The organism is Streptomyces sp. NPDC046866, from assembly GCF_040704625.1.
Lineage (GTDB): Bacteria > Actinomycetota > Actinomycetes > Streptomycetales > Streptomycetaceae > Streptomyces.
Window position 1 is genome coordinate 71075 of record NZ_JBEYXN010000019.1, and the last position, 26173, is coordinate 97247.

23 protein-coding genes are annotated in these 26173 nt (G+C 72.7%); 8 read left to right on the forward strand and 15 right to left on the reverse strand.

The features are described 5' to 3' along the window. Window positions 1–46: 46 nt before the first annotated feature. The gene (locus AB0953_RS25000) at window positions 47–772 is read right to left on the reverse strand and encodes an HD domain-containing protein (protein ID WP_366861795.1); all 726 of its coding nucleotides are present in this window, start codon (window positions 770–772) and stop codon (window positions 47–49) included. Between the two features lie 103 nt (window positions 773–875). Between AB0953_RS25000 and AB0953_RS25005 the strand changes: the two genes are divergently transcribed. After that, entirely contained in the window at window positions 876–1883 is a 1008-nt protein-coding gene (locus AB0953_RS25005; protein WP_366861796.1) for a helix-turn-helix domain-containing protein, read from the forward strand. A gap of 163 nt (window positions 1884–2046) precedes the next feature. Here AB0953_RS25005 and AB0953_RS25010 read toward each other — a convergent pair whose 3' ends face one another. The 5 genes from AB0953_RS25010 to AB0953_RS25030 form a co-directional block, all read right to left on the reverse strand. Then, window positions 2047–2250, reverse strand: a complete 204-nt coding sequence (locus AB0953_RS25010; RefSeq protein WP_366861797.1) for a cold-shock protein — start codon at window positions 2248–2250, stop codon at window positions 2047–2049. A gap of 530 nt (window positions 2251–2780) precedes the next feature. Continuing rightward, window positions 2781–3185, reverse strand: a complete 405-nt coding sequence (locus AB0953_RS25015; protein ID WP_366861798.1) for a PPOX class F420-dependent oxidoreductase — start codon at window positions 3183–3185, stop codon at window positions 2781–2783. Between the two features lie 397 nt (window positions 3186–3582). Further along, window positions 3583–4362: a TIGR03943 family protein gene (locus tag AB0953_RS25020; protein ID WP_366861799.1), complete on the reverse strand. Its 780-nt coding sequence runs from the start codon at window positions 4360–4362 to the stop codon at window positions 3583–3585. After that, window positions 4359–5405, reverse strand: a complete 1047-nt coding sequence (locus tag AB0953_RS25025; protein WP_366861800.1) for a permease — start codon at window positions 5403–5405, stop codon at window positions 4359–4361. Before AB0953_RS25025 ends, AB0953_RS25020 begins: the two co-directional genes overlap by 4 nt. 983 nt (window positions 5406–6388) lie before the next feature. Beyond that, window positions 6389–7471, reverse strand: a complete 1083-nt coding sequence (locus AB0953_RS25030; RefSeq protein ID WP_366861801.1) for a saccharopine dehydrogenase NADP-binding domain-containing protein — start codon at window positions 7469–7471, stop codon at window positions 6389–6391. A 70-nt stretch (window positions 7472–7541) separates the two neighbouring features. On the opposite strand from AB0953_RS25030, the gene AB0953_RS25035 reads away from it, so the two are divergent. Further along, window positions 7542–8492, forward strand: coding sequence for a helix-turn-helix domain-containing protein (locus AB0953_RS25035; RefSeq protein ID WP_366861802.1), 951 nt, complete (start codon window positions 7542–7544; stop codon window positions 8490–8492). 247 nt (window positions 8493–8739) lie between these two features. Here AB0953_RS25035 and AB0953_RS25040 read toward each other — a convergent pair whose 3' ends face one another. The 3 genes from AB0953_RS25040 to AB0953_RS25050 are packed head-to-tail and all read right to left on the reverse strand — an operon-like array spanning window position 8740 to window position 10538. After that, window positions 8740–9405 carry a DUF3618 domain-containing protein gene (locus tag AB0953_RS25040; protein WP_366861803.1) on the reverse strand — a complete coding sequence of 222 codons (666 nt, stop codon included), beginning with the start codon at window positions 9403–9405 and terminating at the stop codon, window positions 8740–8742. Beyond that, window positions 9381–9815, reverse strand: coding sequence for a phage holin family protein (locus AB0953_RS25045; RefSeq protein WP_366861804.1), 435 nt, complete (start codon window positions 9813–9815; stop codon window positions 9381–9383). The genes AB0953_RS25040 and AB0953_RS25045 overlap by 25 nt, the downstream gene beginning before the upstream one ends. 3 nt (window positions 9816–9818) lie before the next feature. Next, the gene (locus tag AB0953_RS25050) at window positions 9819–10538 is read right to left on the reverse strand and encodes a hypothetical protein (RefSeq protein WP_366861805.1); all 720 of its coding nucleotides are present in this window, start codon (window positions 10536–10538) and stop codon (window positions 9819–9821) included. Window positions 10539–11619: 1081 nt separating this feature from the next. On the opposite strand from AB0953_RS25050, the gene AB0953_RS25055 reads away from it, so the two are divergent. The 3 genes from AB0953_RS25055 to AB0953_RS25065 all read left to right on the forward strand — a co-directional run bounded on the left by AB0953_RS25055 (window position 11620) and on the right by AB0953_RS25065 (window position 15394). Beyond that, window positions 11620–12669 (forward strand): polyprenyl synthetase family protein, encoded by a 1050-nt coding sequence (locus AB0953_RS25055; protein ID WP_366861806.1) that lies wholly within the window; start codon window positions 11620–11622, stop codon window positions 12667–12669. A 169-nt stretch (window positions 12670–12838) separates the two neighbouring features. Then, the gene (locus AB0953_RS25060; protein WP_366861807.1) at window positions 12839–13927 is read left to right on the forward strand and encodes a hypothetical protein; all 1089 of its coding nucleotides are present in this window, start codon (window positions 12839–12841) and stop codon (window positions 13925–13927) included. 96 nt (window positions 13928–14023) lie between these two features. Continuing rightward, window positions 14024–15394 (forward strand): FAD-dependent monooxygenase, encoded by a 1371-nt coding sequence (locus AB0953_RS25065; RefSeq protein ID WP_366861808.1) that lies wholly within the window; start codon window positions 14024–14026, stop codon window positions 15392–15394. Between the two features lie 130 nt (window positions 15395–15524). Here AB0953_RS25065 and AB0953_RS25070 read toward each other — a convergent pair whose 3' ends face one another. The 5 genes from AB0953_RS25070 to AB0953_RS25090 all read right to left on the reverse strand — a co-directional run bounded on the left by AB0953_RS25070 (window position 15525) and on the right by AB0953_RS25090 (window position 19802). Then, window positions 15525–16469 carry a DMT family transporter gene (locus AB0953_RS25070; protein WP_366861809.1) on the reverse strand — a complete coding sequence of 315 codons (945 nt, stop codon included), beginning with the start codon at window positions 16467–16469 and terminating at the stop codon, window positions 15525–15527. Between the two features lie 92 nt (window positions 16470–16561). Next, a complete protein-coding gene (locus AB0953_RS25075) occupies window positions 16562–17296 on the reverse strand; it encodes a winged helix-turn-helix domain-containing protein (RefSeq protein WP_366861810.1) in 735 nt (244 codons plus the stop codon). Window positions 17297–17313: 17 nt separating this feature from the next. After that, a complete protein-coding gene (locus tag AB0953_RS25080; RefSeq protein ID WP_366861811.1) occupies window positions 17314–17826 on the reverse strand; it encodes a hypothetical protein in 513 nt (170 codons plus the stop codon). A gap of 465 nt (window positions 17827–18291) precedes the next feature. Beyond that, on the reverse strand, window positions 18292–18939 hold the full coding sequence (locus AB0953_RS25085; RefSeq protein WP_366861812.1) for an NAD(P)-binding domain-containing protein: 648 nt from the start codon (window positions 18937–18939) through the stop codon (window positions 18292–18294). 50 nt (window positions 18940–18989) lie between these two features. After that, the gene (locus AB0953_RS25090) at window positions 18990–19802 is read right to left on the reverse strand and encodes an inositol monophosphatase (protein WP_366861813.1); all 813 of its coding nucleotides are present in this window, start codon (window positions 19800–19802) and stop codon (window positions 18990–18992) included. Between the two features lie 115 nt (window positions 19803–19917). Here AB0953_RS25090 and AB0953_RS25095 point away from each other — a divergent pair, with 115 nt between their 5' ends. From AB0953_RS25095 to AB0953_RS25105, 3 genes are all read left to right on the forward strand, one after another. Then, window positions 19918–20892, forward strand: coding sequence for a LysR family transcriptional regulator (locus AB0953_RS25095; protein ID WP_366861814.1), 975 nt, complete (start codon window positions 19918–19920; stop codon window positions 20890–20892). Window positions 20893–21056: 164 nt separating this feature from the next. Continuing rightward, window positions 21057–21740, forward strand: coding sequence for a hemerythrin domain-containing protein (locus tag AB0953_RS25100; protein WP_366861815.1), 684 nt, complete (start codon window positions 21057–21059; stop codon window positions 21738–21740). 74 nt (window positions 21741–21814) lie between these two features. Further along, entirely contained in the window at window positions 21815–22726 is a 912-nt protein-coding gene (locus AB0953_RS25105; RefSeq protein WP_366861816.1) for a TIGR03619 family F420-dependent LLM class oxidoreductase, read from the forward strand. A gap of 10 nt (window positions 22727–22736) precedes the next feature. On the opposite strand, the gene AB0953_RS25110 is transcribed toward AB0953_RS25105, so the two are convergent. Next, complete coding sequence (locus AB0953_RS25110; protein ID WP_366861817.1) at window positions 22737–26159, reverse strand: BTAD domain-containing putative transcriptional regulator; 3423 nt, start codon at window positions 26157–26159, stop codon at window positions 22737–22739. Between the last annotated feature and the right edge of the window lie 14 nt (window positions 26160–26173).

Below are 26173 nucleotides of genomic sequence, written 5' to 3' on the forward strand. Positions count from 1 at the left end.
GATCCGGCCGCCGCAGACGGGGGCCGCAAGCACGCTCCGCGTCCGCCTACCCGCGCACCGATCCGGCAGCTCGTTCGCCCAGGGGCTCGTCGGGCCGGGCGGCGGGGGGCCGGTCACCCCAGCCGGCCTCGGCGATCAGGTCGTACCAGTCGGGCAGCGTGCCGGGCGGCAGGTGGCGGCGCAGCAGCTGCCCGGGGAAGCTGAGCGGGCCGGCCTTGGCGGGGTCGGCCAGCGCCTGACGGGTAATCAGGTCCGTGATCGCGTAGGCGAGGTCGGCGCGGGGGAATGCGGCGTGCACGCGGTCGGCGAAGCCCTCGGGGAGGCCCTCCCTGCCCCGTCCCAGGACGTCCACCGTGATGCCCGCATGGGTCAGTGCGACTTCCGGCCCCTTGCGGGAGGCGATGCCCTCCGACGTGTGCAGGGCGATGGCGTCCCATACCACCGCCACGGCTTCCTCGTCGGTGCCGTGTTCGCGAAGGAAGCGCGCTGCCAGGTCCGCACCGTCCACTTCGAACCGCTGGTGTCCGTTGCCCTCCTCGGACAGTCCGACGTCGTGCAGGACGCAGCTCAGGAACACCAGTTCGTCATCGAAGTCCGCTCCCGCCTTCATGCCGCCGTGGTCCGCGAGCGCGCGGGCGAAGAGATAGCTGCGCACGCTGTGGCGGAAGATGACCGCGGGCTCCGCCTCCTCGGCGTAGCGCAGGGCACGGGCGGCCAGCTCCGTCCGGGGCAGGTCGAACGCGTCATGGGCGGCGGGCAGGGCGACAACCATCGCGGCAACTCCTCAGGTGTACAACGGGGAACCCTCTCGATCGTGCGGCCCTCCGCGCCTCCCGGACAGCGGCCGCAATGCCGTCATGCGCTAAATTCTGGCCATGACCATGGTGGTGGCCGTTCTCGCGCTCGACGGTGTCGTCCCCTTCGAACTGTCCACCCCCGGCCAGGTCTTCGGCACGGCGAACGAGGCCGCCGGCACCCCGCACTACGAACTCCGGATCTGTGCTCCCGGCCGCAGGGCAACCACCTCCCCCGAGCACGGCGCCTTCCGGATCGACACCCCGTACGGCCTCGAGGACGTTGCCGACGCCCACACCGTCGTCATCCCCGCCCACGCCGGCTTCCTGGCCCCGCCGCCCTCGGCCGTCATCGAGGCGCTGGAGCGGGCGGCGGCGCGGGAGGCACGCCTGGCGTCGGTATGCGTCGGCGCCTTCACCCTGGCCGCCACCGGCCTGCTGGACGGGCACCGCGCCACGACCCACTGGCGGTACGCCGACGAGCTGGCCCGCCGCCATCCGCGCATCGACGTCGATCCCGCCGTGCTGTTCGTCGACCACGGCCGTCTGATCACATCCGCCGGGGTGGCCGCGGGACTCGACCTGTGCCTCCACCTGGTACGCCGGGACCTCGGTGCGGAGGTGGCCGCCGCCACCGCCCGCCGCATCGTCATGCCCCTCCAGCGCGACGGCGGCCAGGCCCAGTACGTCGAACGCCCCGCGGCCCCGACCGATCCAGGCGCTCTGCAGCCCGTCATGCAGTGGATGGAAAGCCGCCTCGACCGGCCTCTCACCCTCGCCGACATCGCCGACCACGCCAAGACCAGTGTCCGAACGCTCAACCGCCAGTTCCGTGCACAGACCGGAACCACACCGCTGCAGTGGCTCCTGCGCGCCCGCATCCACCGGGTCCGGCAGCTGCTGGAGACCACCGACCTGCCGGTCACGCTCCTCGCCGACCGCACCGGATTCGGTTCACCGGCGACCCTGCGCCACCACTTCGCCCGCCACACCGGGACTTCCCCCCATGCCTACCGCTCCGCGTTCCGGCAACGGCGCCGCGACGAACAGCCAGGCAACGGGGGCGGCACCGCGGGACCGCATGCATGAGGCCAGGACCCGCTGCCGGGCGCGGGCATACCGCGGAGACCGTGCCGTGGGCGGCCTCGACGGCGCGCCCGGCGGCCTCCGCGGCCGACCGCCGCGCGCCGCGCGCGCCACCCCCGCCATCGAACGAGGGGGCGCCGTGAGCACGCGGCGGTGACCCGCAGGATCAGGTGCGGATGATGTTCTCCGCCTGCGGTCCCTTCTGTCCCTGGGTGATGTCGAAGGTGACGCTCTCGCCCTCCAGCAGCTCCCGGTAGCCGTTCCCGGCGATGTTGGAGTAGTGGGCGAAGACGTCCGGCCCGCCTCCGTCCTGGGCGATGAACCCGAAGCCCTTTTCGGAGCTGAACCACTTCACCGTGCCACGCGCCATGAAGATTCCCTTGTACAACCGAACCGGTGATCTCATGACCACCCTGGCCCCCGGATGGGAGCCCGAACCCTTCCTACCTCCTGGCAGCGCCGAACACCGCCACCACCCGCCCGCTCGGCCCGCTGATTCACGTGGACGGCGGTCTGTGCGCCTCCCCGGGGCACGACCGCCGACGCCTACCGTGAGTTCTGCCGGGGCGCCGGTCTGAAGCCATCGGACTGCGCAGCCTGGGCCCACTGGGGCGGTGCGCCGGGATCCCCGTACACGCGGTGTCAGGGCCGGGTCGACGCCGACGTCCTGCGCCCAGGACCTGGCGGGACGGCGGCGGCTTCCCCGGGCTGGCGCACGTCGAGCAGTTCCCCGGCGGAACGGAGCACCGCAGCGGGGTGTGGGTGACCTCCGTGCTGCACCGTCGCGGACGACTCCGGCGCCGGGACCCGCTCGGCGAAGAGCGCGTGGTTGAGGTCCTCGATCAAGTCTCTGGTCTGCCGCGCCGACCGCGCCGGATCCGTCTTCGGCAAGGACCGGCCTCAGATTGAGCCGACCACCTTGTGCGGGGTGATCCGGACGACGACACGCTCATCGTCGTTGACGGAGTCGGGATTGAACTCCGCATACGGCTTTCCGGTGTACTTGCGCGAGAGTTCGTCGATCAGCTCCTGGGCGCCTTCGCCCGTGAGCTCTGCGGAGCCCCGGATCTCCGCGTAGGTGTACGGCGCGTCGAATGGCTGGACCAGCACCGTCACGCGGGGGTCGCGGCGCAGATTCTTCTCCTTCTGCCGCCCCACTGTGGTGGAGATCAGCAGGTCGTTGCCGTCACGCTTGACCCAGACCGGGGAGACCTGGGGGCTTCCGTCGGGCTGAATGGTCGCGATGTTCACGAACACCGGGCCGTCGAGCAGCTGCTTGAGGTCGTCGCTGAGCCGAGTAGACATGGGCACGTCCTTCCACGGGGGTGGGCTATGGCATCATCTGTACCCCTATGACACCCCTACTCGGCGGTATAGCCGATCACTGTCGTGGCGAGAACGCCGCTTCAGGGCTGCCGGGGCGGTGGCGGCGCGAGACTCGACCGCCGGCTGTCCTACAGCGCCTGCCCTCCTGTGGGCGCTTGCCCGGGCCCCCGGCCCCTCCTCGCCCTCCACAGCATTCCCGGCAGGCGCTCCACGCGCTCGAGCTCACCGGCACCCCGCCACCCGTTCCCCCGTCACCCGCTCCAGCGGGCCAGCCCCCGGCGTGAAGCGCGGGCGCGACCGGTGTAACCCCGCGTCCCACGTGGTCACTGGGCGCTGCTCCACGAGGTGGGGGCTCCTCTGCCCACAGCACCACGGCTCAGCCGTCCGTGGGCGGCGCGTCGTGGTAGGGGTTGCGCGGTGGGCCGACGGGTTTCAGGGTATCGACCTCCATGGTCGGGACGGGGTTCTCCGCAGCGACTTCGTCGCCCCGCCAGACGCCCGTGACCTCGGCCCAGGTGTCGTTGTCGGGCGCCTTCACGCCGTGCACCTCCACGCGCAGGGTCCGCGCGTCGGCCGCGCAGCAGCTGAGCTTGAGGCGGTTGAGGTACCAGGTGTCCGGGGTCTTGCCGGCGGAGACGAAGCCGAGCAGCCGGACCGTGTGGCCGCGGAGGGTCTTCGGCGCGTGCACGGAGCGTCCGATGAACTCCTCCAGGGCCATGGGTGTGGTCGGCGCGTCCGGCAGTTCCTCGTAGGCGGCCTGCTCGATACCGGCCGCGGCCCCGTCCCGGGAGGCCGTGTACGAGCCGAGCGCCGGCGGGGCGATGAACATCAGGGTGAGGGCCGGCACGGTGAGGAGCCAGGCGACGGGCGCGGCACGCCCGTGCCCGTGGTCGACGTCCCCTTCTGCGGGACCGTCCAGAGGCTGACGCACCCGGCGCACCACCTCGGCTCCCAGCCCCGCGAGGCCCAGGGCGAGCAGCAGGAATCCGGACGCGATGAGGTACGGCCGCAGCCCTTCCTTCACGTACCGCAGGTACACGTCGCTGCGCACGGTGGTGTGCAGCAGGCCCGTGCCGATCAGGGCCAGCAGGACGGGAGCACCGAGTCCGCTCAACAGGCCGGGCTCTGCCACGCGGGTGGGGGGTCGTCCGGTCACAGGAGTACGCCTCCGACGAGTACGCAGCACAGGATCGCCACGACGAACGTGCCGGCGCAGAACCGCACCGCGAACGCCCTCCCGAAGGCCCCCGACTGCAGGGCGATCAGCTTCATGTCGACCATCGGGCCCACCACCATGAAGGCGAGGCGGGCGGTGGGCGAGAAGCCGGTGAACGAGGACGCGACGAACGCGTCGGCCTCCGAACACACGGACAGCAGGACCGCGAGCGCCGCGGCCACCAGGACGCCCAGCCATGGAGAACCGGAGAAGGCTTCCACGACGGACGGCGGTACGAGGACGTTGAAGGTCGCGGCGGCCATGGCGCCGACGACCAGGAACCCGCCCGCCTGCAGGAAGTCGTGCTGCAGCCCGCGCCGCAAGGCCTCCAGCCGGCCCGCGCCGTGTGCGTGCTCCGCGTGCCCCGTCGGCAGCCGCAGCCACTCCTCGCGCCCCCACCGGATCCACAGCCAGCCCATGACGACCGCGGTGACGAGCGAGGCACCGAGCCGCGCGGCCACCATCTCCGGCTTGCCGGGGAACGCGATCGCCGTCGAGACGAGCACCACCGGGTTGACGGCGGGCGCGGCGAGCAGGAACGTCAGGGCCGCCGCAGGAGCCACACCCCGGCGCATCAGACTCCCCGCGACCGGCACCGAGGCGCACTCGCACCCAGGCAGCACCACGCCCGCGGCACCGGCCACCGGAACGGCGAGGACGGGGTTGCGGGGCAGGACCTTGGAGAAGACCCGGGCCGGGATGAACGCGCCGATGGCCGCCGAGACGACGGTGCCGAGAAGCAGGAAGGGTACGCCCTGCACGACGACGGCCAACAGCAGCGTCCGCCACGCCTCGAACGCCGCAAGCCCGAACCGCCGCTCCAGCCACGGTCCCGCGAGCACTGCCAGCACCACGGCCCCGACCAGCACCGAACTGACCCTGCCGGCCGTCGCCCGGCGCCGTCGCCCCGAGTCGTCCTCGCCGCCATGCGGCCCGAGAGGACGGGGTGGCGCCGTCGCCGCACTCGCCGAGCCCTCAACCATGCTGCGCCCTTCGCTCTTCATTCCTCGAGGCGCCGGGGAATGCGCCCGGCCCTGGTGACCCGGCAACCGGGGCCACCGTAGCCGACGAAAATCATATTCATCTACGGCTCGGTGGTTTGAGCGGGACAGCAGGGCCGTGCGCCGATGGTTTCGACGCTCGCCCGTGGCCGACCATCCAGCATGCCTCGAGCACGGCGGTTCAGCCGCATCTGGAAGAGCAGCGGGGCCGTCAGCCGTCACCATCACCGTCACCGTCTGCATCCAAGGCCTTGGGAGCTTGCCGGTTCCCTTGGCGCGGTTCGCCTACCACCGGGGTTGTAGGCGAACACGCACTACCGCCGGCGTTTGATGCCAAAGGTCAACCCTTCACCCGATGCCGACCACGGCCCCGACCCATACCTTCAAGTGGCGGCAGGGCTCACCGGTCCGGACCGCATGACCGCAACGCGACGTGAGGAGACGAGCAATGAGGCAACGGATCGCAACGGGGATGGCGACGGCAGCCGTGCTGTGCGCGACCACCGTGGCTGCCGCGGCGCCGGCGACGGCGGCCACGCCTGAGACGGCGTCCCGGGCAGCAGCGTCCTCCTGCAGCAAGTGGTACGACAACGCCGGCCCTGGAGGAGCCAGGCGATACCACGTCAAGTGCGCGGGCACGGGCGCCTACCTGCAGGTCTGGATCACCTGTGCCGACGGCAGCAAGCACACGAGCGTCTGGCGATACGAATACCAGAAGGCCGAGTGCCCCAGCGGGGTGCGATCGGGGACCGGAGGCTGGCGCTGGAAGTACGTGTGACGACAGCGAAGCAGAGCCCTGTCGCACTGCGCACTCCGAGGACGCGAAGGCTCGGTCTGCACCCGTGGTTGCACGGTCCATGGCTCCTCGGTATTGCGTGACGTCGGTCCACGGCCTGCGAGATGGCTCCGGCTGTTTCCGGACTGCCGCCTCCGGCACGGGGGTGCCACGACCTCGGGGGGGAGGGTCACGCCTTGCGGTCCCGCGACCGGTCGGCGCAGGGCGTGACCGCTCCCCAGCGCCGGGACCACGTGATGTCGGCGATCGACGAGAGGAAGTCCTCGGCTTCGAAGACCTCACCCGGGGCGCGCATCCCGCAGGCCGCGCCGCTCGGCAGCGTCCGGCCCGCGAGGATCCGGACGGCCGCCTCGGCGACCACCGGCGCGGTCACCGCGTAGATGTCACGACCGACCGCGGACGCGGCGCGGCGCTCGGCCCCACGCGTCACCACCACGTCGATCAGCCACGACTGCGCCGAACGGCCGTCCTCGGACACGGCGGTGGGTCCCGGAGTGGCCGGGTCGCGCAGGTCGGCCAGCGGCGTCTCGTTCATGAAGGCCCGGACCTCGGGGGCCTTGAGGTGCTGCGAGATGGTGATCTGGTCCGCCGTCCCCAGCGCGCGCACCGGCTGCGTACCGGTCGGCGCGGGGAAGTCCCAGTCCGTCAGGACGTCCCGGCTGTCGTCGAACGGCACCAACCGGCCGCCGCTCACCGTCATCCGCTTGCCCGCGCTGCGCGCGCCTGCCTTGCGGGTGCCGGCCGTCGGGTGCCAGCTGTCGAGCGCGAACGCCACCGAGATGTCGTCCGCGGCCGCCCAGTCGCCCATCGCCGCGGTGGCCAGCAGGTCCGGCAGCCCCCCGAAGAAGCCCAACGCGGGCAGGAACAGCAGACCGCTGCCCGCCAGCCGGTCCCGGTAGGTCTCGAAGCTGTGGCGGGTGACCGGCTGCTCGCCGGTGATGTCGATGTAGTGGATGCCGGCGCGCAGGGCGGCCTCGATCAGCGGCCCGGTGGTGTCGCCGAACGGGCCCGCGGCGTTGACCACCAGCACGGCGCCCGCCACCAGCGCGTCCAGGGAGGCAGGATCGTCGACGGTGGCGACGTGGGTGCGGGCGTAGGGGTGGGCCTCGGCCAGAGCCGCCACGCGTTCCGGATCGCGGCCGCCGAGCGAGAGACCCAGGCCGCGCTGGTGGAACTCGTCGATGAGGAAGCGGGCCGTGTGGCCGTAGGCGCCGAAGATCGCGACGGTCTGCTGCGGTGTGTTCGTGGTCATGCATCGATCTTGGGATCCGCAAGCCGCCGGCACGAGTGTCGCAAGCGACGCCACCCGTACACTTTCGGACATGACGTTGGTGGCGATGCCCGTATACGACGGGGCGATGCTCTTCGAGGCGGCCATCGCCCTGGAGATCTTCGGCGTGGACCGCCCGCACCTGGCGAACCCGTGGTACGAGTTCGCGGTCTGCGGACCGCAGGACGCCCGGCTGGGCGGCCTGCTGCGCGTCGACACCCCGCACGGGCTCGACGTACTCGCCCGCGCCGACACCGTGATCGTGCCGTCCTGCGACGACATCGAGGCCGATCCTCCCGAGGACCTGCTGGACGCGCTCCGTGACGCCTACCGGCGCGGCGCCCGCATCGCCTCGTTGTGCACCGGCTCGTTCGTCCTCGCCGCCGCCGGACTGCTGGACGGGCGCGAGGCCGCCACACACTGGTGGCACGCGGCCCGGCTCGCGGAGCGCTACCCGCACGTGCGCGTCAACGCCGATGTCCTCTACACCCACGACGGGCAGATCCTCACCGCCGCCGGCAAGGCCGCCGCCCTCGACCTCAGCCTCCACCTGGTGCGCCTCGACCACGGCACCGCAGTCGCCAACGCGCTCGCCCGCATCCTGGTCGTTCCGCCGCACCGCGCCGGTGGCCAGGCCCAGTACATCGCCGCGCCCGTCCCGGCTCGAAGCGGTGACGGATTCGCCGACCTGCAGGACTGGGCCCTCGACCGGCTCCACGAGCCCCTGACCGTACAAGACCTGGCCGACCGGGCGGGCATGAGCACCCGGCACCTGACGCGGCTCTTCCGCCAGAGCACCGGCCTGACCCCGCTGCGCTGGCTCCACAGCCAGCGCATCAGGCGCGCCCAGGAACTCCTGGAGACCACCGACACGGCCGTCGAACGGATCGCCGTGCACACCGGCATGGGCACGGCGACCACCCTGCGACGGCACTTCAGCCGCGCGGTGGGAGTGCCCCCGGACACCTACCGGCGCACCTTCCGCGGCCAAAACAGCTCGTGACGTACCACGTCCTCGGCGTTCTCCGGCCCGGCGGCCGCGGGGCAGGCATCAGGGCCGGCCAGGCGATGCGCAACCTCGATGGCGTCGTACGCACCCGACGCCTGTCCGGCCTCGGCGGCGGTACGGGCGGGCCTGGTGCTCTGGGGAACCGCCGTGATCGCCGCCGCTGCTCGGTCACGCACCCGTACGGCAAGCCGTCACCCATTCGGACCATCCGGGGCATTCCCGGCCAAGCTGCGCAAGTGGCTCAAGGAGAACCGGAGGTGCCGGGGGTGCGGCGCACTTCTTCGGCGGCGTCCTGGCCCACCTCCCGCAGCCCCTGCGCTGTCTCCTGGCCGGCGCTGCGGGCCTGGTCCTTGGTGGTCTCCGCGGCCTCCTGGGCGGTGCTCTTCACCGCTTCCACGGCCTGCGCCGCGGGCTCCCGCATCTCCTCCTTGACCTCCTGGGCTGCTTCGCCGACCGTCTGCTTGACGGGTTCCAGCAGCTCTTCGGAGTGCTCCCTCAGTTGCCTTCCGGCACGTTGTTCGGCTTCGGAGGTCGGCAGGAGCGCGGCCGTGAGCATGCCGGCGCCGAAGGCGATCAGCCCGGCGGCCAGGGGGCTTCCCTGCGTCTGCCGCTTGGCCTGCGAAGGCGCCTGCTGGAGGGTCTCGCCCACGGTCGTGCCGACGTCCTTGGCGGTCTCCGCGATGGTGTCGGCGGCCTGACTCAGACCCTCGGAGGCTCCGTGCGCCGTGTTCTGTGCCGTGCCCATCACACGCTCCTTCACTCCGCTCACGCGGTGGCGCACCGACGTGACCTTGCGCTGCGCCATCCTGCGGGGGGTCATCCTGTCCGCGAGGGCGTCGACGTTGCGCGCCAGGTGCGCGCGCCGGTACTCCGCGTCGGTCCTCAGCTCTTCGGGTGTCGGGCCCATTGCGCATCCTCCTTCAGCGACTCCACGGTCTGTTCGGGCTTGAGGTGGACATTGCGCCAGCCCGCACGTCCGCTCACGTAGAGCGCCGCGCCGACGGTGGCCCACAGGGCGGTGACGATCAGCGCGGCCCAGGCGATATTGATCACGTTGCCCATCGCGAAGACGAACGTGAGGCTGGCAAAGAGCATCGCCATGTGGCCGGCGTAGCCGGCGCCGCCCAGCATCCCGCCCGCCTTGCCGGCCTTGGCGAACTCCTGTGTCAGCTCCGCCTTCGCCAGTTCGATCTCGGTGCGGACCAGCCCTGTCACGTCATGGCCGATGGCCTCGACCAGGTCACCGATCGACGGTTCTGCGGCCTGCCGGTGATGCGCGGCATGGTGCATCGGCCGTTCCTGGTATGCGGTGGCCACGACTCACATCCCTTCCGCTCGCTGCGACGAGCCGCCGGCCGGCGGTTGGGAGGACGGCATGGGGACCACGTGCGGGGGCTGCGACTGGCCGTAGGTGTCGGTCAGGTCGTCGTAACCGGCCGGTATGCCGGCGTCTGGGGCCGCAGGCACCCCTCCATCAGTCCGGGCTGCTGGTCGAGCCTCCGGCGCGCTGCCTTCGCCCGTACCGGTGCCGTCGGAGGCGGCCGCGATGATCCCCTTCTCTGCCCGCCCGACGAGGAACCCGGCAACGGCCGCGCCCGCGAGGAAGGCACCCGGGCGGCGGCGTGCGAAGTTCTGCAGGTCCCCGAGCAGCCCCTCGGGGCCGCGCTGCTCGATGCGGTCGGCGGCCCGGTTGCCGCCCTCGGCGATCTTCCGGGCCACACCGGCCATGGTGGAGTCGGGCTTGCCGTTGTCGCTCATCTCCTGCAGCTCCTGCGCGAGCCGGCGCACGTTCTGCGCCAGGCTCCTCGTCTGGGCCTGTGCCTGCCCCTGGAGCTGATCGCGCAGGCCGCCGGCGAGGTTGCGGGCCTGGGAGGCGGCCTCGCCGACGACGTTGGCCGCCTGCTCCTTCGCCGTCCCGCCGACCTCGGCGGCCTTGCCGCCGACGAGAGCGGCGCCCTCGCTCGTCTTGTCCTGCACCGTCTGCGCTACCGCCGCGGCGCTGCTGTCCTGCTGGCGGCTCGATTCCTGGAAGTCACTCAAGGCTCCTCCTGGGCCTATCGAAGGATCGTGATTCCCCGCCCGGAGTGCGCCTGCCCAGGATCCAGCCCTCAACCCACCCCCACGACGACGCACCCACCACCACGTCGAACCGTGCTCGAGCGGTCACGGCGCGGGCGCCGGCAGGAATCCGGAGTCGCCCGCATGCAGGCCATCACCCCCGGGCGGACTCGGCAGGGCAAGGAGATCAGCCGGTGGCTCGCCGCCCAGCGACGGGACGGCGGCCGGCCGGCTCGGGAAGGTGGCATCACCCCGGCACGGGTCGTACGGCGTCGCAGGCGCCCGCGAAGAGCGGCTCGACCCTCCCCACGTCCGGCCGGGGGCGGACGCCTTCCACAAGGTCGTCCCGGCCCTTGCACCGGAAGGCGGGGCACGCCGGGGTGATCGCACTTCGAGTACCTCCCGGGCGGGACGGCCCGCCGCACATGGATGTGGCGGCCAACCAGCGGCAGCGGCGCGACCGGCTTGCCGCCGCGCAGGACATATCGGCTCCGTGTCCCGCCGCTCTCTCCTGCACCGGGGCGCACAGCACCGGCACCACAGCCGCGCGGGTCGTCGGCACGACGGCCGTGCGCGGCTACGCCGGCGCCGGCGCCGACACCCCCGCCGCACCCACACGACCGCTGGCACCACGGCAGCGGAAACCCGCGTCCCTGCAGTTCACCCGAACAGCCCCGCCCGCCGCACACGGACCAGCAGGCCCGAGCCGCCGCCCAGCGGCAGGGGGGTCGCCGGCCGCTCCCTCTCTGCTCATCCTCCACTCCCACCAGCACCCGCGGCCGACAGCCCGCCGGACGGCCGCGTCGGCTGAGGCCGGGCTGCACAGGGCCACCCACTGGGGCCCGGCGGTACGCCCTGCGGCAGCCCCACACCCGAGGGAAGACGAAGGCACGGGCGAGTGGTGCGCTATTCGAGGGCTGGCTGCGCTCCCCCACTTGCCGCTGGTGGGTGTGCACGGGTCAATGGCAGAACGGCGCAGATCGGTGTCCCCGGTCGCCTTACGAGGCGGACAAGAGCCGGGACCTGTGGCTCATCGGTTTTCCGGCAGAGGAAGGCGACAGGAATGACGGTGGTGTCCTCGGCGGGGACGGTGCGGGACGCGAACCAGGTGCTCCGGGATGCCGAGGCGCTGACGCAGCCAGCGCTGAGGGCCGCGGTAGAGGGGCTGCCGGTGGGAATCCGGCATCCGGTAGGGGTGCATCTCGGCTGGTGGGACCAAGCGGGCGCTCTGCTCGAGGGGGGACGGGCGGGCAAGGCGGTGCGCCCGGCGCTGGTGCTTTCGGCGTGTGAGGCGGTCGGCGGGGTACGGGAGGCTGGGGTCGCGGCGGCGGTGGCGGTGGAGCTGGTGCACAACGCCTCCCTGCTGCACGACGACATCATCGACGGAGACCGGCTGCGCAGGGGGCGGCCGGCGGTGTGGGCTGCCTTGGGGGTGCCGGCGGCGATCCTGGCCGGGGACGCGTTGTTCTTCCTCGCCGTCCAGACGGTCGCCGGGGCTCCGGGGCCGCTGGGCGCGGTGGGGCCGGGCATGCTGACGGGCGCGGTGCAGGAGCTGATCGACGGCGAGTACACGGACACGTTGCTGGAGGACCGCGAGGTGGCGTCGGTGTCGGTACCGGAGGTCACGACGATGGCGCGGGGCAAGACCGGCGCGCTGATCGCCGCCTCGTGTGCGCTGGGTGCGGTGGCCGGCGGCGCGGATGGGCAGCAGGTGCGGTGTCTGCGAGCGTTCGGGGTGCATGTGGGGGCTGCGTTCCAGCTGATTGACGATGTGCTGGGGATCTGGGGTGATCCGGTACGGACCGGCAAGCCGGCCGGGGCGGACCTGGCGGCGCGCAAGAAGTCCCTGCCGATCGCCGCGGCGCTCGCTTCCGGCTGTGCGGCGGGGCGGGAGCTGGGCCGGCTGTACGCGGGGAGCGGGCCGCTGGGCGTGGCAGAGGTGGCGCGGGCGGCGAGCCTGGTCGAGGAGGCCGGCGGGCGCAGCTGGGCGCTGCGCGCGGCGGAACGGCACACGAGGCAGGCGCTGGAGGAGCTCGCGGCCGCCCGGCCTCAGCGAACCGCGGCAGCCGAACTGCGGGCCTTGGCCCATCTGGTGACCAGCCGTGACCACTGACACCACTGACCCGGCCGGTCACGCCGGTGGCGGACTGCACGGCGGGCTCCGCCGTCTTCCCGTTCACGTGCGTGGGAGGGGGTGCGGACCGAGGGCGGGCCGCAGCGCAAGGACGAGGGCTGTCCGAGAACCGGAGTGCGTCCTACCGCCCGCTATGACAGGAGGAACAATGTCCGTCTCCCCGTCGGCCGTCTCCCGAGGCGAAGACCCGGACGGTCCTCTGGTCTTCACCCTCCCGGTCCTGACCGTTCAACTGCCTGCACCGCGCCTGCACCCGGCCGCAAGGCAGGAGACGCGGCGCACCGCCGACTGGTGCCGGACTCACCTGCGCTGCATCCTCCCCGACGACGACGCCCTGGACCTCTTCATCGCCGAGCACGCGGAGTACTTCGCGCTGTGGTGCTACCCCGACACCCCGCTCGAACGGCTCGGCCTGATCACCGACCTCATGCAGTTCTTCGGAGCCGTCGACAACGTGCTGGACGACGTCCGCGCCACCGGTCGCACCGGCTCGACCACCCGATCCCTCTTGGAACCCGTTCTCGATGCCCTGAAGACCGTCTCTCCCGACGGTGCCGCCACCGGCGCAGCCCCCGACGTCCTGCGGGAGCTGCTGGAGCTGATGACCCGGTTGCGCCGGCACCTGAGCCCGCGCCAAGGCGAACGGCTCCTGCACGCCGTGTCCGAATACGCCGACGGGTGCATGCAGGAAGACTGCCTGCGCGCCGCGGGCACCGTGCCGGACTTCGACACCTATCAGCAGGTGCACGGCAGCACCAGCTTCCGCGGCCTGGTCATGGTCCTGATCGAGTACGCGCTGGGCATCGACGTCAGCCACGCGCTGGCCACCTGCCCCGCCCTCCAAGCCGCCGTCGATGTCGCGATCCGCCACGTCCTCCTGGTCAACGACCTGTTCTCCTATCGCCGCGAACACTTCCACGGCGACGCGTCGATCAACCCGATCACGATCTTCCTCCAACAGCCGGGCGAGACCCTCCAGGGAGCTGTCGACCGGCTGAGCGCACTGATCCTGGAGGCCGAACGCGATCTGTACGGCGCTCGTGCCGCCACACTGGCCTCACCCGCAGCCAGCGAACCCGCAGTCATCGCCTTCCTTGAGGGGCTGGAGGTGTTCTGCTCCGGCTACCTGCGCTCGGTCTACCTCGCCGGCCGCTACAACGGCGTCGGTCACACCTGGAACGGCCTCACCTCCGGCACGGTGGTCCTCCACCCCGACCGCACCGAGTACCTGCCCTGAACAGCCGGTTCACACGAAGGCGGCTGATGCCGCAGGCCACGAAACCGGTCCGGCCGGCAAACCCGGCACCCCTGCGAAGCGTTGGAGGCCGTCTCGATGCGTCGCGCTGGCGTCCCTGCCGTCCGTGACCACGCCGTCGTACTGGGCGCGGGCATTGCGGGGCTGTGCACCGCCGCCGTCCTCACCCGTCATTTCGCCCGGGTGACACTGGTGGAACGCGACCAGATCGAGGGGAGGGGCGCAGACGGCAGCGGGAGAAGGGGGGTCCCGCAGAGTCCGCACATCCACGCCGTCCTGACACGCGCGGCACAACAGATGGAACAGCTGCTTCCCGGATTGATCGACCAGTGTCTGACCGACGGTGCCGTGAGAGCCGAGCTCGGCTGTCAGAGCCGCATCACCTACCACGGTCACAGGTTGCCCCAGAGGTTCGCAGGAGTTGACGGGATCATGGCATCACGGCCGTTCCTGGAAGCCCGGCTCCGCGCGCGCACCCTGCAGCTGACGTCCCTGTCCCTTCGCGACGAGGTCGAGGTCACAGGGTTGGTCACCGAGGGCACCCGGGGAGAGGCCGCTGTACGTGGAGTAGGCCTGTACCCACGCGGCGGGGGAGCCGGCGGTGAGGTTGTGGAGGCAGACCTCGTGGTCGATGCCATGGGCCGCGGTGCGCGAAGCGCAGCCTGGCTGGAGGGAATGGGCTATCAAAGGGCCCCGGAGGAGCGCACCCGGGTCAACGTCACCTACGCCAGTCGGCATTTCGCGCTCCCGCCCGATGCGCTCGGCGCCGACCGGGCCATCATGATCGGCGCCACGTCGTCACAGCCCTACGGGATGGTCTTCGCGGCGCAGGAGAACGGGAGCTGGGTCATGTCCCTGCACAGTTACGGTGGCTACCGGACTCCTGTAGACGACGAGGAATTCCTGGATTTCGCCGCCACGATCGCCCCTCCCGATGTCATGAGCGAGCTGCGGCGCGCCGAACCGCTGGATCCCATCGCGGTGTACCGCTTCCCTTGCGGGGTCCGACGCCGCTACGACCGGTTGAAGCGCTTCCCCGATGGCTTGCTGACCATCGGGGATGCTCTCTGTTCGGTCAACCCCGTTTACGGCGCAGGTATTTCTCTGGCCGCCCGCGAAGCCATCCTGCTCGGCGAATGCCTTGCCGAGGAAGGCGCCAAACCATTGGCTCGGCGCTTCTTCTCCTCCGCACACGACGCAATCTATCCGGCGTGGTGGCTGTCCAAGATCGGCGACTACAGCCTCGTACAGGACGGGTTCAGCGCTCGACTTCTCGGCTCTTCTTTTCGCCGCCTCATGGCCGCCGCCGCCAATGACCCGAAAACCGCATCCGCGGTACTCAGGTCCCTGTCTTTCGTGGATTCCCCCCTCAAGCTCGTCCACCCCCGCATCCTCCGCCAGATGCTCCACCAGCCGACCGCACGAACGCCGGAGACGACGGCGAAGTGATCCACACCGCAAGCTGCGCCGTCCACCCGCACAGGTACCGAGAGAAGCAGCGGCACGCCGTCCCCGACGGCACTGCATGGTCCGCGCCCGATAACGCACGCCCGGGTTGACCGGTGCACCGCCTGTCCGGTCAGCCTGCGCGACGTGTCCCGGAGGCCGACAGCGCTCCGCGCCGGCCGAGCGCGCGGGGGCGGTAGCGGGAGACGGCCACTCCGGCCAGACACAGCAGACCGCCCAGCAGGGTCAGCCAGGCCGGTACCTCGCCGAGGAGGATCCAGCTCAGGGCGACGACGATGGCCGGTACGGCGTACGTGGTCGCGCCCAGCTTTCCGGCGGGCATCCGCGCCAGCGCGTAGGTCCAGGTGGTGAAGGCGAGGGCGGTGGGGACCACGCCCAGGTAGACCATGTTCAGGGTCGCCGGGAGCGGGGCCCTGGGGATCTCGGCCACCAGCTGCCCGGTGAAGGGCAGGCAGGCCGCGGCGCCGGTGAGGCAGCTGTACGTGGTGACCTGCAGGGGCGTCCCGGACGAGAGCGCGGGCTTCTGCGCGACGACGCCCGTGGCGTACGCGACCGCCGCGAGGAGACACAGCGCCACCCCGAGCAGTGAGGTCGAACCGTCCCCGCCGGAGGACATCGACAGGCCGACGACCACGGCGCCGACGAAGGAGACGGCCATGCCCGTGAGCAGGCGTGGCGGCAGGGCCTCGCCGAGCAGGCGCGCGGCGAGGAGCGCCATCAGGATCGGCCCGGTGTTCACGAGCAGGGAGGCGGTGCCGGCGTCGACGAGGCGCTCGCCCCAGTTGAGCGCGACCGTGTAGCCGCCGAACCAGACGAGTCCGGAGAGCAGGATGCCGCGCCACGCGGCGCGCGGGGGCAGGCCCTCGCGGCGCAGGAGGAGCAGCGTCACAAGGGTCAGCGAGGCGGCGAGCAGCCTGCCGAGGGCGAGCGCCCCGGGCGAGTAGGCGGATCCCGCGCTGCGGATGGAGACGAAGGCGGACGCCCAGGCGAACACCGTGAAGCAGACGGCGCCGCCGGTGAGGAGGCCGGGCGGCAGGGCACGCTGATGGGTTCTCATGACTCCCGACCTTACATTTAACACTTCGGTGTTCGCCGAAGTATTTTCACTGGGGCTTCCGCCCTCGCAGCATCGGGGCCTGGCGCCGCCCGCTAGCTCCACGCCGCCGGGGTGAGACCCAGCAGCTCCCCGAAGGCCGCCTCCCCCGCTCCCGTCACCAGCAGGCCGCGGCCGCCGCCCTCCGGGCGGACCACCCAGCCCTCCCCCAGGGCCCGCGCGCACAGCCGCGCCCCGACGAGGCCGCCCAGGTGGCGACGGCGCTCGGTCCAGTCCAGGCAGGAGCTCACGAGCGGACGGCGGCCCGCGCCGGCCGCGTCGACGCCCGCCCTGCGGCACCAGTCGAGTCCGGCCGCGGTCAGCTCGAAGACGCCGTCCGTGCGCAGCAGCCCCCGCTCCTCCATCGCGTCCGTGACCGCCATGCCGAACCGGCCCGCGAAGTGGTCGTAGCAGGTGCGGGCCCGGGCCAGCGGGTCGGGCGCGGCCACCACCGGCACGGTGTGCGCCGCGTCCCGGCCCGGGACCGCGTAGGAGGCCAGTTCGTCCACCAGGCGGGCCGTGGCGGCGTCGGCGATGCGCACGTAGCTGTGCCGCCCCTGCCGCTGCGTCACGCAGATCCCCGCGTCGATGAGCCGGTTCAGGTGCCCGCTGACGGTGGAGGGGGCGACCCCGGTGGTCCGGGCCAGCTCGCCCGCGGTCCAGGCGCGGCCCTCCAGCAGGGTCATGCAGATGGCGGCCCGGGTCTCGTCGGCCAGGGCGGCGGCCAGCGAGGCGAGCCGCGCGGCGGGAGCCGGGGATTCCGCCGGCCCGGGAGCAGAGGTGTGATCCATGCTTCCAGAGTGCCTCATCATTTCGGCGGATAGCGAATGATTGGGGTCGGGGTCGCGGTTCCGTCCCGGCGGGTCCTCAGGGTAACGAGCATGCGGCGCCGCCGCTGTGCCTCCGCCAGTCGCCGAGCAGGTGGTACAGGTCCCCCAGCGGGTGCGCGAGGGGCCGGGTGGCGTAGGCCGCGCCCCGCCGCGCCCCGAACTGGTCCCGGAGCGGCACGCCGGCAGCCGGGGCGGAGCCGCTCCAGCAGGGCCAGGGCCGTCCGGTCGAAGAGCCCTTCCAGTCTGCTGCGCCAGTGCGAGGGCTCGGTCCACGCCCCGTAGACCGCGGCGACCAGGTCGTCGCGGTCGGCCCGTACCGCCAGGTCCACGGCCCGCTGCCGGGTGTGGCGGGCGGCGTCGGTGGCGCCGGCCCGGACCTGGGCACCGAGCAGGCGCACCAGCAGGGCGATGCTCGCGTCGGGATCCGCGTACGGGTCGGCGGTGGCCGCCGCGTGCACGTCGAGTGCCTGCGCGAGCAGCCCGGCGGCCACGTCGTGGGCGTAACGCCGTTCGGCCCGTTCGGCCGCGCGCAGGGCGCCAGCGCCGCCAGGTCGTCGGGGCGGTGGCGGCGCAGGACCGCGGCGACTCGGTCGTGCAGCCGGGCGCTGCGCACGCCGCTCAGATCGGTGTACACCGTGTCGCGTACGAGGGCGTGCACGAAACCGACCCGGCCCGGGCCCGGCTCGGTGAGCAGGTCGGCGGCGAGCGCGGCGTCGAGTCCCGCCAGGTGACTGCAACGGCAGTCCCCACCAGCGCTGGAGCCGTACCGACCGCAACCCCGACCTGTTCAGCGGCGGACCGGCGCTGTGCCTCGACGTCACCGACTGGCGGACCACAACGGGGCGGGGCGGGCGTGCAGATCTGGGACTGCCGACCCGTCGCCGACCAGACGTGGGTGTGGAACATCAAGCTGTGACCGGCGGGGGCTCTTCGATCGCACCCGTTCGGTGCCGGGGTCAGCGGGCGAGGGAGACGGCGAAGGGCTCAAAGCCGTTGCGGCGCAGGACGTGGGGCACGACCAGGATCATGGCCTCGGTGGCGCGGGCCGTGGTGATGTCGCCGAGGTCCTCGATCCATGCGGGCTGCCAGCCCAGATCGCGGAGCAGGCCGGTGACGGTCTTCTTCGCGTGCTCGTCGTTGCCCGAGAGGTAGGCGGTCGGTGGGGTGGCCAGGGTTTCGGGAGCGGTCATGACCCTGAACAGCATGGTGTTGAGGGTCTTGACCACACGGGTGTCGGGGAGGGCGGCCTGGAGCTTCTCGGCGAGGCTGCTGCCGGGGTAGCACAGGTCGCCGGGGAGGCCGTCGGCGGCGTCGCGAGTGGCGTTGGAGACGTCGATGAGGATCTTGCCGGCGAGTTCGGTTCGCAGGCCGGCCAGGCGCTCGAGGGCGCTGTCGCCGGGCGTCGCGTTGACCACGATCTCGGCGGTGCGGGCGGTGGTGCGCTGGTCGGCCAAGGAGATGCGGGGGCCGGTGCCTTCGGTGGCCGCTGTGGTGTCTTCCGTCGGGCTCCGGCGGCCGAGGATGACGGCGTGTCCGGCCTCGGAGAGCTTGCCGGCGAGGTGGGTGCCGACGCGGCCGGCGCCCAGGATGCCGATGCTTGTCATGCGGTGATGCTCCTTGCGGTATCGGGGTGGGGAAGAGCGGACGTGCCCGGTCAGGCGATCGGCGCGAGGACCTCGAGGGCGGCGCCGTGGAGGCCGGGGGCGGCCGCCAGGAAGTCGCGGCTGCCGGTGGTCCAGGGCTCGCCCGTCAGGTCTGTGACGGCGCCTCCGGCCTCGGAGACCAGCAAGGCGCCGGCGACCAGGCCGGAGCGGACGTCGGAGAACTGCCAGAACGCGTCCGTGCGTCCGGCGGCGACGTGGATGAGCTGCATCGTGGCGGGAACGGACACGCGCACGACCAGGCCGTTGACGAGCATGGCGGTGACGGAGTCACCGATCCGCCGGAAGGTGCGCTCGTCCTCGCCGGGCTTGGCCTGGCCGGTGCCGACGAGCGCGGCGCCCAGGTCGGTCTTGGCGGACACCTTCAGGGGCCGGTCGTTGAGACGGGCGCCGCCGCCGGCGACGGCGCTGTAGGTGTCGCCGGTCAGCGGCAGGTGGACGACGGTGAGGACCGGCTGGTTGTCGCGGACCAGGGTGGCGGTGACGGCCCAGTCCTCCATGCCGTGAACATGGTTGATGTTGCCCTCGGCGGGGTCGACGACCCACCACTCCCCCGGCGGGAGTGCGCCGCCGGCCAGCTCGTCCTCGGCCCACTGCGACCCCGGTCGGGACCGCAGCAGCGGCTCCCGCAGCACGTCCAGCACCGCGTCGTCGTTGGCGTGGATCTCGCCGACGACCTCGTCCAGACTCACGCCCCGGGCGTGCGAGGTGTGGCGGTCGCGCAGGGTGGCGCCGGCGGCCTTCACCGCAGCGGTCACGTCGGACAGGAGCGTCGTGCCGGCGTCGAAGGGCATGGCTGTGCTCATGGTGGGCTCCTTGGGATCGGTCGGAGCGAAGCTGTTGCCTCGCCCCCGCACGTCGACGGTAGACCGCAGGACCATGAACAACCAGTGCATGCTTGTCACTTGTAGAGTTACTCCCATGCAACTGGATCTGAACCTGCTCACCGCTCTGGACGCCCTGCTGGAAGAGGGCAGTGTCAGCGGCGCGGCAGCACGCCTCCACGTCACCGCACCGGCGATGAGCCGCTCCCTGGGCCGGATCCGCAAAGCCACCGGCGACCAGATCCTGATCCGCACCGGCCGCAGCATGGTCCCCACCACCCGCGCGCTGGCCATGCGCGCCCAGGTCCACGCCCTCGTGCAGCAGGCCCAGCAGCTTCTCTCCGCGCAGCAGGAACTCGACCTGGCAACCCTGGACCGGGTGTTCACCGTGCGCTGGCACGACGCCCTGACCGCAGCCTGCGGCACCGCCTTGACCACGGCCGTCCACCACCAGGCCCCCGGCGTCCGGCTGCGCCTGTCCGCCGAACCCGGGAGGGACGACGCCGAGCTGCGCCGGGGTGAGGTGGACCTCGAATCAAGCTCCAGCGCTCCGACACTCCCCGACATCCGCCACCGCCTCGTCGGCAGGGACCGGCTGGTCGTCGCCGTCCGCCCGGGCCACCCGCTCACCGAAGGCCCGCTGAGCCCCAAGCGCTACGCAGCCGCCGAACACCTCACCGTCTCGCGGCGCGGAAGCCTGCGCGACCCGATCGACGACGCCCTGACCACACGCGGCCTCGAACGACGCGTCGTCGCCGCCGGGCCCACCGCCGCCTTCGCCCTGCAACTCGCCCTGGACACCGACCTGGTCGTCACCCTCCCCGACGCGGTCACCCGTACGGCCCGGGAACAACTCGGCCTGGCCACGCTGCCGCCACCACTCCCGCTGCCCGACGTCCCCCTGTACCTGCTGTGGCACCACAGCTACGACAACGACCGCGCCCACACCTGGCTGCGAGACCTGGCCACCGAAACCGTCCGGGCACTGTTCACACCACCGACCGCCTCCCAACAGCCCCCCAAAGGAAGGATGAGGCCATGCGTTGACCGGCACGGGCCGGGCGAAGCCTGATGTTGCCCGGCTCAGCCGTTCGCCCGCGGCGGCCTGCGGTGTGCAACGGCCATTTCCGACTCCTGGCAGGTGGTCTTCAGCGGCCGCCGCCGAGAGCCGGTGTGGAGCCGGCATGGCAAGTGGCCTGCAAGTGCTCGGCAACCGGGATCCGAAGACTGGGTCGCATGACCACGAGCAATGTTCCAGACCCCGCCGTCCACCCCTACACCCGCGAGATGGCGATGATCCACCAGGTGTTCCGCCGCGAGTCGCGCCTGCTGGCCGAGCTGGTCCAGGACGTCCGGCCCTCGGATACCGCACGCGCCCGGATCCTCGCCGAGCACTGGCGGCAGTACAGCGTCGGCCTGCACGCCCACCACACCGGCGAGGACGAGGTGCTCTGGCCGGTCCTCCTCCCCCACCTGGACCTCGACGCCGAGCAGGTGCTCGCGATGGAGGCACAGCACCGCGAGCTCACCGAGGGGATGGACGAGGTCCAGGTGCTCATGGACCGCTGGCAGGCGCGGGCGCTGTCGGCGGACCGGGACGAGCTGGCCGAGTCCCTGCGCAGGCACCACCGGCAGCTGTGCGCGCATCTGGACGAGGAGGAGCGGGAGGTCATGCCGCTGGTCGCGCTCCACGTCGGCGAGGAGGAGTGGCGGGCGGTCGGGGAGCGGGGTCTGGCCGAGACGCCCAGGGACCGGCTGATGATCGCTCTGGGAGCCATCCTGGAGGACTGCCCGCCCGACGGGCGCCGGGAGTTCCTGGCCCGTCTGCCCCTCCCGGCGAGGGTGCTCTGGAAGCTGCTCGGGCAGCGGCAGTACCGGCGCGAGACCCGTCGGATCCGCGGCCGGCGCACCGCCACGTGAGCTGCGGTGCCGTCCGGCTCTGTCCGGACGTCCTGTCCCGCTTCCCTCCCCCGTACCGATCGAGGCCCGCACCGATGCGCATCGGATTCTCCGTCCCCCAGTTCGGCCCGTTCGCCGATCCCGGCCGCGCCGCCGGCATGTGCACCGCGCTGGAGGCGCTGGGCTGCCACAGCCTTTGGGTGGCCGACCGGCTCCTGGCGCCGCTGACTCCGCCCGAGGGCTACCCGGGTGGGCGGATGCCGGTCCGGTACGGCACCCACCTCGATCCGCTGCTCGCGCTGGGCGTGGCGGCCGCGGCGACCGAGCGGGTGCGCCTGGGCAGCAGCACGCTCAATGCCCTGTGGCAGCCGCCCCTCGTCCTCGCCCGGGCACTGACGACCCTCGACCTGATCAGCCGCGGACGTCTGGACGTGGGCCTCGGGCTGGGCTGGATGCGTGAGGAGTACGAGGCCGCCGGGGTCCCGTGGCAGGGGCGTGGCACCCGGCTGGAGGAGACCCTGGACGTCCTGGAGGCCGTGTGGCGGTCCGGCTCGGTCGTCCACACCGGCCCGCTGTGGACGATCCCGCCCTCGACCGTCCTGCCCCAGCCCCTCCAGAGCCCGAGGCCTCCGCTCCTGCTGGGCGGGTTCACCCCGTTCGCCCTGGAGCGGGTCGGGCGGCGTGCGGACGGCTGGCTCGCCGCCTCGATGCCGCTGCCGTACCTCGACGGGCTCTGGGCCGTGGCGCGCGAGGCGGCCGAGCGGGCGGGGCGCGACCCGGCGGCGCTGCGCCGGGTGTTCCGCGTCAACGCCCACGTCACCACGGCCGAAGCGGACCCGGCGGAGACCCACCGGCGGGGAACCGTGCGGCAGATCTGCGACCACCTGCGGACGATGTGCCGGGCGGACACCGACGAGGTGCTGGTGGACCTCCAGCTGACGACGGACTCGCCCGAGGAGTTCCTCGATCTGGCGGCGGAGTTCACGGCCGAGCTGACCGGCGGCTGACCCGGCGTCCCTACCCGGACGCGGACGCCGCCGGCAGACCGGCCAGGGCGGCCCGGGCGGCGGCCTCCCAGTGGGGGGAGTCCCAGGCGGCGGCCACCTGCACGGCGTCCTGGTAGTGGCTCCGGGCCTCGTCCGGGCGCCCCAGGAACCGGGCGAGGTCGCCCAGGGTCTGGGCGACGGGCCGGAAGACGAGGCTGAGGCTGCTCGCGCCGCCCGCCAGCCCCCGCAGGGGCAGCAGGTCCCCGTACACCTCGGCGGCCGCCTCGCGGTCGCCGAAGGCGATGGCGGCCGCTCCGCGCAGCCCGGCGAGGATGGAGAAGGCGAAGTCGCGCAGGAGCGGAGCGCGCCGGCCGAAGACCTCGCGGGCTTCCTCGGGCCGGTCCGCGGCGAGCAGGGCGAGTGCCGTGAGGGCCTCGTTGTGCGGCTGGTACTGCTCCCACACCGCGAGGAGCAGGGGAAGGACCTCGGCGAGGCGGCCCTGCTGCAGCCGGATGCACCCGATGGCCAAGCCCGCCAGGCCGCTGAGGTCCACCGCCCCTCGGGCCCGCAGGTCCGCCACCGCCGATCCCAGTTCCCGTTCCGCCTCCTCGAAACGCCCCTGTGCCATGGCGAGCATGGGGCGGCGCAGACGGGCCACGGCGAACGCGCCCTGGAGCTCGTAGGTGCGGGCGATCCCGTCGGCACGCACGAGGCACCGCTCCATGTGCTCCGGGTCGTTGCGGGCGGCCGCGATGCGGGCGGCGGTGTAGGCGCTCATCCAGGAGTACTCGGGGCCGTCCTGGGAGGCCGCGACCTCGGTGAGTTCCTCGTGGAGCGGCAGGTAGGCGCCGGGGTCGAGTTCGCAGTCGATCCGGCGCAGCAGCGAGGTGAGCGTCAGGCCCCGCAGGCGTGGCTCGCCCACCGTGCGGGCGAGCTCCACGGCCTGGTACGCGACGGTGACGGCGCGCGGATCGGTGTCGTCCAGTGCGTCGGCGAGCTGGTCGAGGAGCAGGCACCGCTCACGGTCGGCCAGGTCCCGGGTCTCCAGGAGCCTTCCGAGTTCCTCGACGGCCTCGGGGTCGGAGTCCGCGTACGCGCGGACGCGCCAGGGGGTCGGTTCGGTCCAGGTGGTGTAGGCGGCGGTGAGCAGGTCGGCGCGTCCTTCCGCGCGGGCGACCCGTACGGCTTGCTGCTGTGCTTCGCGGGCGGGCACGACGGCGCCCATCCGGACCCGGCAGTCGACGAGCCGGCCGAGCAGCTGGACGCGCAGCAGGGAGGTGTCCTGGCCGGCGAAGGCGGCCGGGTGGTCGGTCAGCAGGCGCAGGGCCTCGCCGAGGAGGGTCTCGGCGTTCTGCGGTGCGTAGCGGCGTACGGCCTGCTCGCCGGCGAGGCGGGCGTGGTGCACCGCGGGCGCGGCGTCGGCCGTCACGACCGCCGACGCCCGCAGGAGGTGGTGGGCGGTGGCGGCGACGTCGTCGGAGCCGAGGGCGATCAGGCTCCTGCCCAGCCTGGAGTGCATGCGGGCCAGCCGCAGGCGGGTGAGGTCGGCTTCCAGGGCGTCCCGTACGAGGGCGTGGCTGAAGCGGACCGTGCCCGGTCGCGGTTCGGTGAGCAGTCCCGCGGTGATGCCCGCGTCCAGGGCGTCGAGGAGCTGGTCGGCGTCGTGGTCCGCGGCGTGGACCAGGAGGGCGACCGGGGCCTCGCGTCCGGCGACGGCCGCCAGGCGCAGTCCGGCCGTGACGGTCGGCGCGAGCAGGGCCAGCCGTCGCCGCAGCACGTCCTGGACGCCCTGCGGGATGCTGGCCAGTGCCTTCTCCTCGCCCTCGCCGGCCAGCAGGAGCGAACTCTCCCGCAGGTAGAAGGGGTTTCCCCCGGCCCGTTCGGCCAGGGCCGCCGCGGCCCGGTCGCTCATGCCGGTCGCCGTGCGCCGCAGCAGCGCCTTCGCCTGGGTGTCCGACAGTCCGGCGAGTGCCAGTCGTACGGGCGGGCGGGCGGCGAGGCGGGCCAGTGCGGCGGTCAGATCGCCCTCGCCGGTGCGGTACGAGCCCACCAGGAGCAGGGGCACGTCGCACAGCTGCTCGGCGCAGAGCAGGAACAGCTCGACGCTCTCCTGGTCGCCGCGGTGCAGGTCGTCGAGGAAGACCGCCAGGGGCTGCCGCAGGGCCGTCTCACGGAGCCAGCCGAGCAGCGCCCTGTGGAGCCGGAAGCGGCGGGCCGGGCTGCCGTCCGGCTGCCCGGGGCCGGTCTCGCTGCCGGGGGCCAGGAGCGGGGCGAGCTCCTCGGCGTACGGGCCCGGCGGGGCGGCCTGCGCGAGGGCCGGCAGCATGTCGAACCAGGCCCGGCCGGGCGGGGCGCCCTCGCTCTCCGGGCACTGCCCGAAGGCGGTCAGCCAGCCCTGTGGGGGGAGTTGCCGGAGGGCGGCCTCCAGGAGGCTCGACTTGCCGATGCCGGCTTCTCCGGAGACCAGGACCACCTGTGCCCGGCCTTCTCGTGCCCGGTCCGCGGCGGAGGCGAGCCGGGCGAGCTCCTCGTCGCGGCCCAGGAGCCGGTCCGCCGCCAGCGCCGTCGGGGCCGGCTCCCCTGCCGTCTCCGCGGCAAGGGCCGGCTGCGGCTGCACGGCGGGTACGGCGGACACGGCCGGTACGGCCGGTACGGCCGGTACGGCCGGTATGCTGGATTCGCCGGTCTCCCGGTGGAGCAGGTCCAGTCGCCGGTGCAGCAGTGCCTGTTCCAGCTCCAGCAGGGCGGGCCCGGGTTCGACGCCGAGTTCCTCGCCGAGGAGGCGCCGGGCCTGCCGCAGCGCGGCCAGGGCGTCGCCCTGGCGGTCGCGGGCCCACAGCGCCAGGGTCAGCAGCCGCCAGCCTTCCTCGTGAAGCGGCTGCTCCCGGGTCAGTGCCCTCGCTTCGGCGAGTGCCTGCGCGGCCTGTCCGCAGCGCAGTTGTGCCGCGGCGAGCCGTTCGCGCGCGCTACGGCGCATCTCCTCCAGGCGGGTGCGCTCTCCAGCGGTCCACGGCTCGTCCGCGAACTCGGCGTACGGCTGCCCGCCCCACGTGGCGAGCGCCCGGGTCAAGCCGTCGGCGGCGGCGTGCGCGGGGAGCCCCGCTTTCGAGCCGGCGGCCACCTGGTCCTCGAACACCCAGGCGTCCACCGCAGCCCGCTCCACGGCGAGGGCGTAGCCGTAGGGCGCGCTGACCAGGATCCGGGCCGGAGTCCGGGGCGATCGTTCCGGTTCGAGGGCCCGCCGCAGACGCGCGACGTAGGCATGGAGCGATGCCTGCGCGCTCGGCGGGACGCGCGTCGGCCACAGCCTCTCGATGATGCGCTCGGTGGGCACGACCGTTCCACGGGCGACCAGCAGTTGGACCAGGACCATCCGCGCGAGCCGGCCCCGGGTATCGACCGGACGGCCGTCGACCTCGAGCCGGAACGGGCCGAGCACTTTCAATGCGATCATGACAAGAACATCGT

Coding starts and splice junctions, on each gene's coding strand:
- AB0953_RS25000 (WP_366861795.1), bottom strand. CDS start 772: ATGGTTGTCGCCCTGCCCGCCGCCCATGACGCGTTCGACCTGCCCCGG.
- AB0953_RS25005 (WP_366861796.1), top strand. CDS start 876: ATGACCATGGTGGTGGCCGTTCTCGCGCTCGACGGTGTCGTCCCCTTC.
- AB0953_RS25010 (WP_366861797.1), bottom strand. CDS start 2,250: ATGGCGCGTGGCACGGTGAAGTGGTTCAGCTCCGAAAAGGGCTTCGGG.
- AB0953_RS25015 (WP_366861798.1), bottom strand. CDS start 3,185: ATGTCTACTCGGCTCAGCGACGACCTCAAGCAGCTGCTCGACGGCCCG.
- AB0953_RS25025 (WP_366861800.1), bottom strand. CDS start 5,405: ATGGTTGAGGGCTCGGCGAGTGCGGCGACGGCGCCACCCCGTCCTCTC.
- AB0953_RS25030 (WP_366861801.1), bottom strand. CDS start 7,471: ATGACCACGAACACACCGCAGCAGACCGTCGCGATCTTCGGCGCCTAC.
- AB0953_RS25035 (WP_366861802.1), top strand. CDS start 7,542: ATGACGTTGGTGGCGATGCCCGTATACGACGGGGCGATGCTCTTCGAG.
- AB0953_RS25040 (WP_366861803.1), bottom strand. CDS start 9,405: ATGGGCCCGACACCCGAAGAGCTGAGGACCGACGCGGAGTACCGGCGC.
- AB0953_RS25055 (WP_366861806.1), top strand. CDS start 11,620: ATGACGGTGGTGTCCTCGGCGGGGACGGTGCGGGACGCGAACCAGGTG.
- AB0953_RS25060 (WP_366861807.1), top strand. CDS start 12,839: ATGTCCGTCTCCCCGTCGGCCGTCTCCCGAGGCGAAGACCCGGACGGT.
- AB0953_RS25065 (WP_366861808.1), top strand. CDS start 14,024: ATGCGTCGCGCTGGCGTCCCTGCCGTCCGTGACCACGCCGTCGTACTG.
- AB0953_RS25070 (WP_366861809.1), bottom strand. CDS start 16,469: ATGAGAACCCATCAGCGTGCCCTGCCGCCCGGCCTCCTCACCGGCGGC.
- AB0953_RS25075 (WP_366861810.1), bottom strand. CDS start 17,296: ATGGATCACACCTCTGCTCCCGGGCCGGCGGAATCCCCGGCTCCCGCC.
- AB0953_RS25085 (WP_366861812.1), bottom strand. CDS start 18,939: ATGACAAGCATCGGCATCCTGGGCGCCGGCCGCGTCGGCACCCACCTC.
- AB0953_RS25090 (WP_366861813.1), bottom strand. CDS start 19,802: ATGAGCACAGCCATGCCCTTCGACGCCGGCACGACGCTCCTGTCCGAC.
- AB0953_RS25095 (WP_366861814.1), top strand. CDS start 19,918: ATGCAACTGGATCTGAACCTGCTCACCGCTCTGGACGCCCTGCTGGAA.
- AB0953_RS25100 (WP_366861815.1), top strand. CDS start 21,057: ATGACCACGAGCAATGTTCCAGACCCCGCCGTCCACCCCTACACCCGC.
- AB0953_RS25105 (WP_366861816.1), top strand. CDS start 21,815: ATGCGCATCGGATTCTCCGTCCCCCAGTTCGGCCCGTTCGCCGATCCC.
- AB0953_RS25110 (WP_366861817.1), bottom strand. CDS start 26,159: ATGATCGCATTGAAAGTGCTCGGCCCGTTCCGGCTCGAGGTCGACGGC.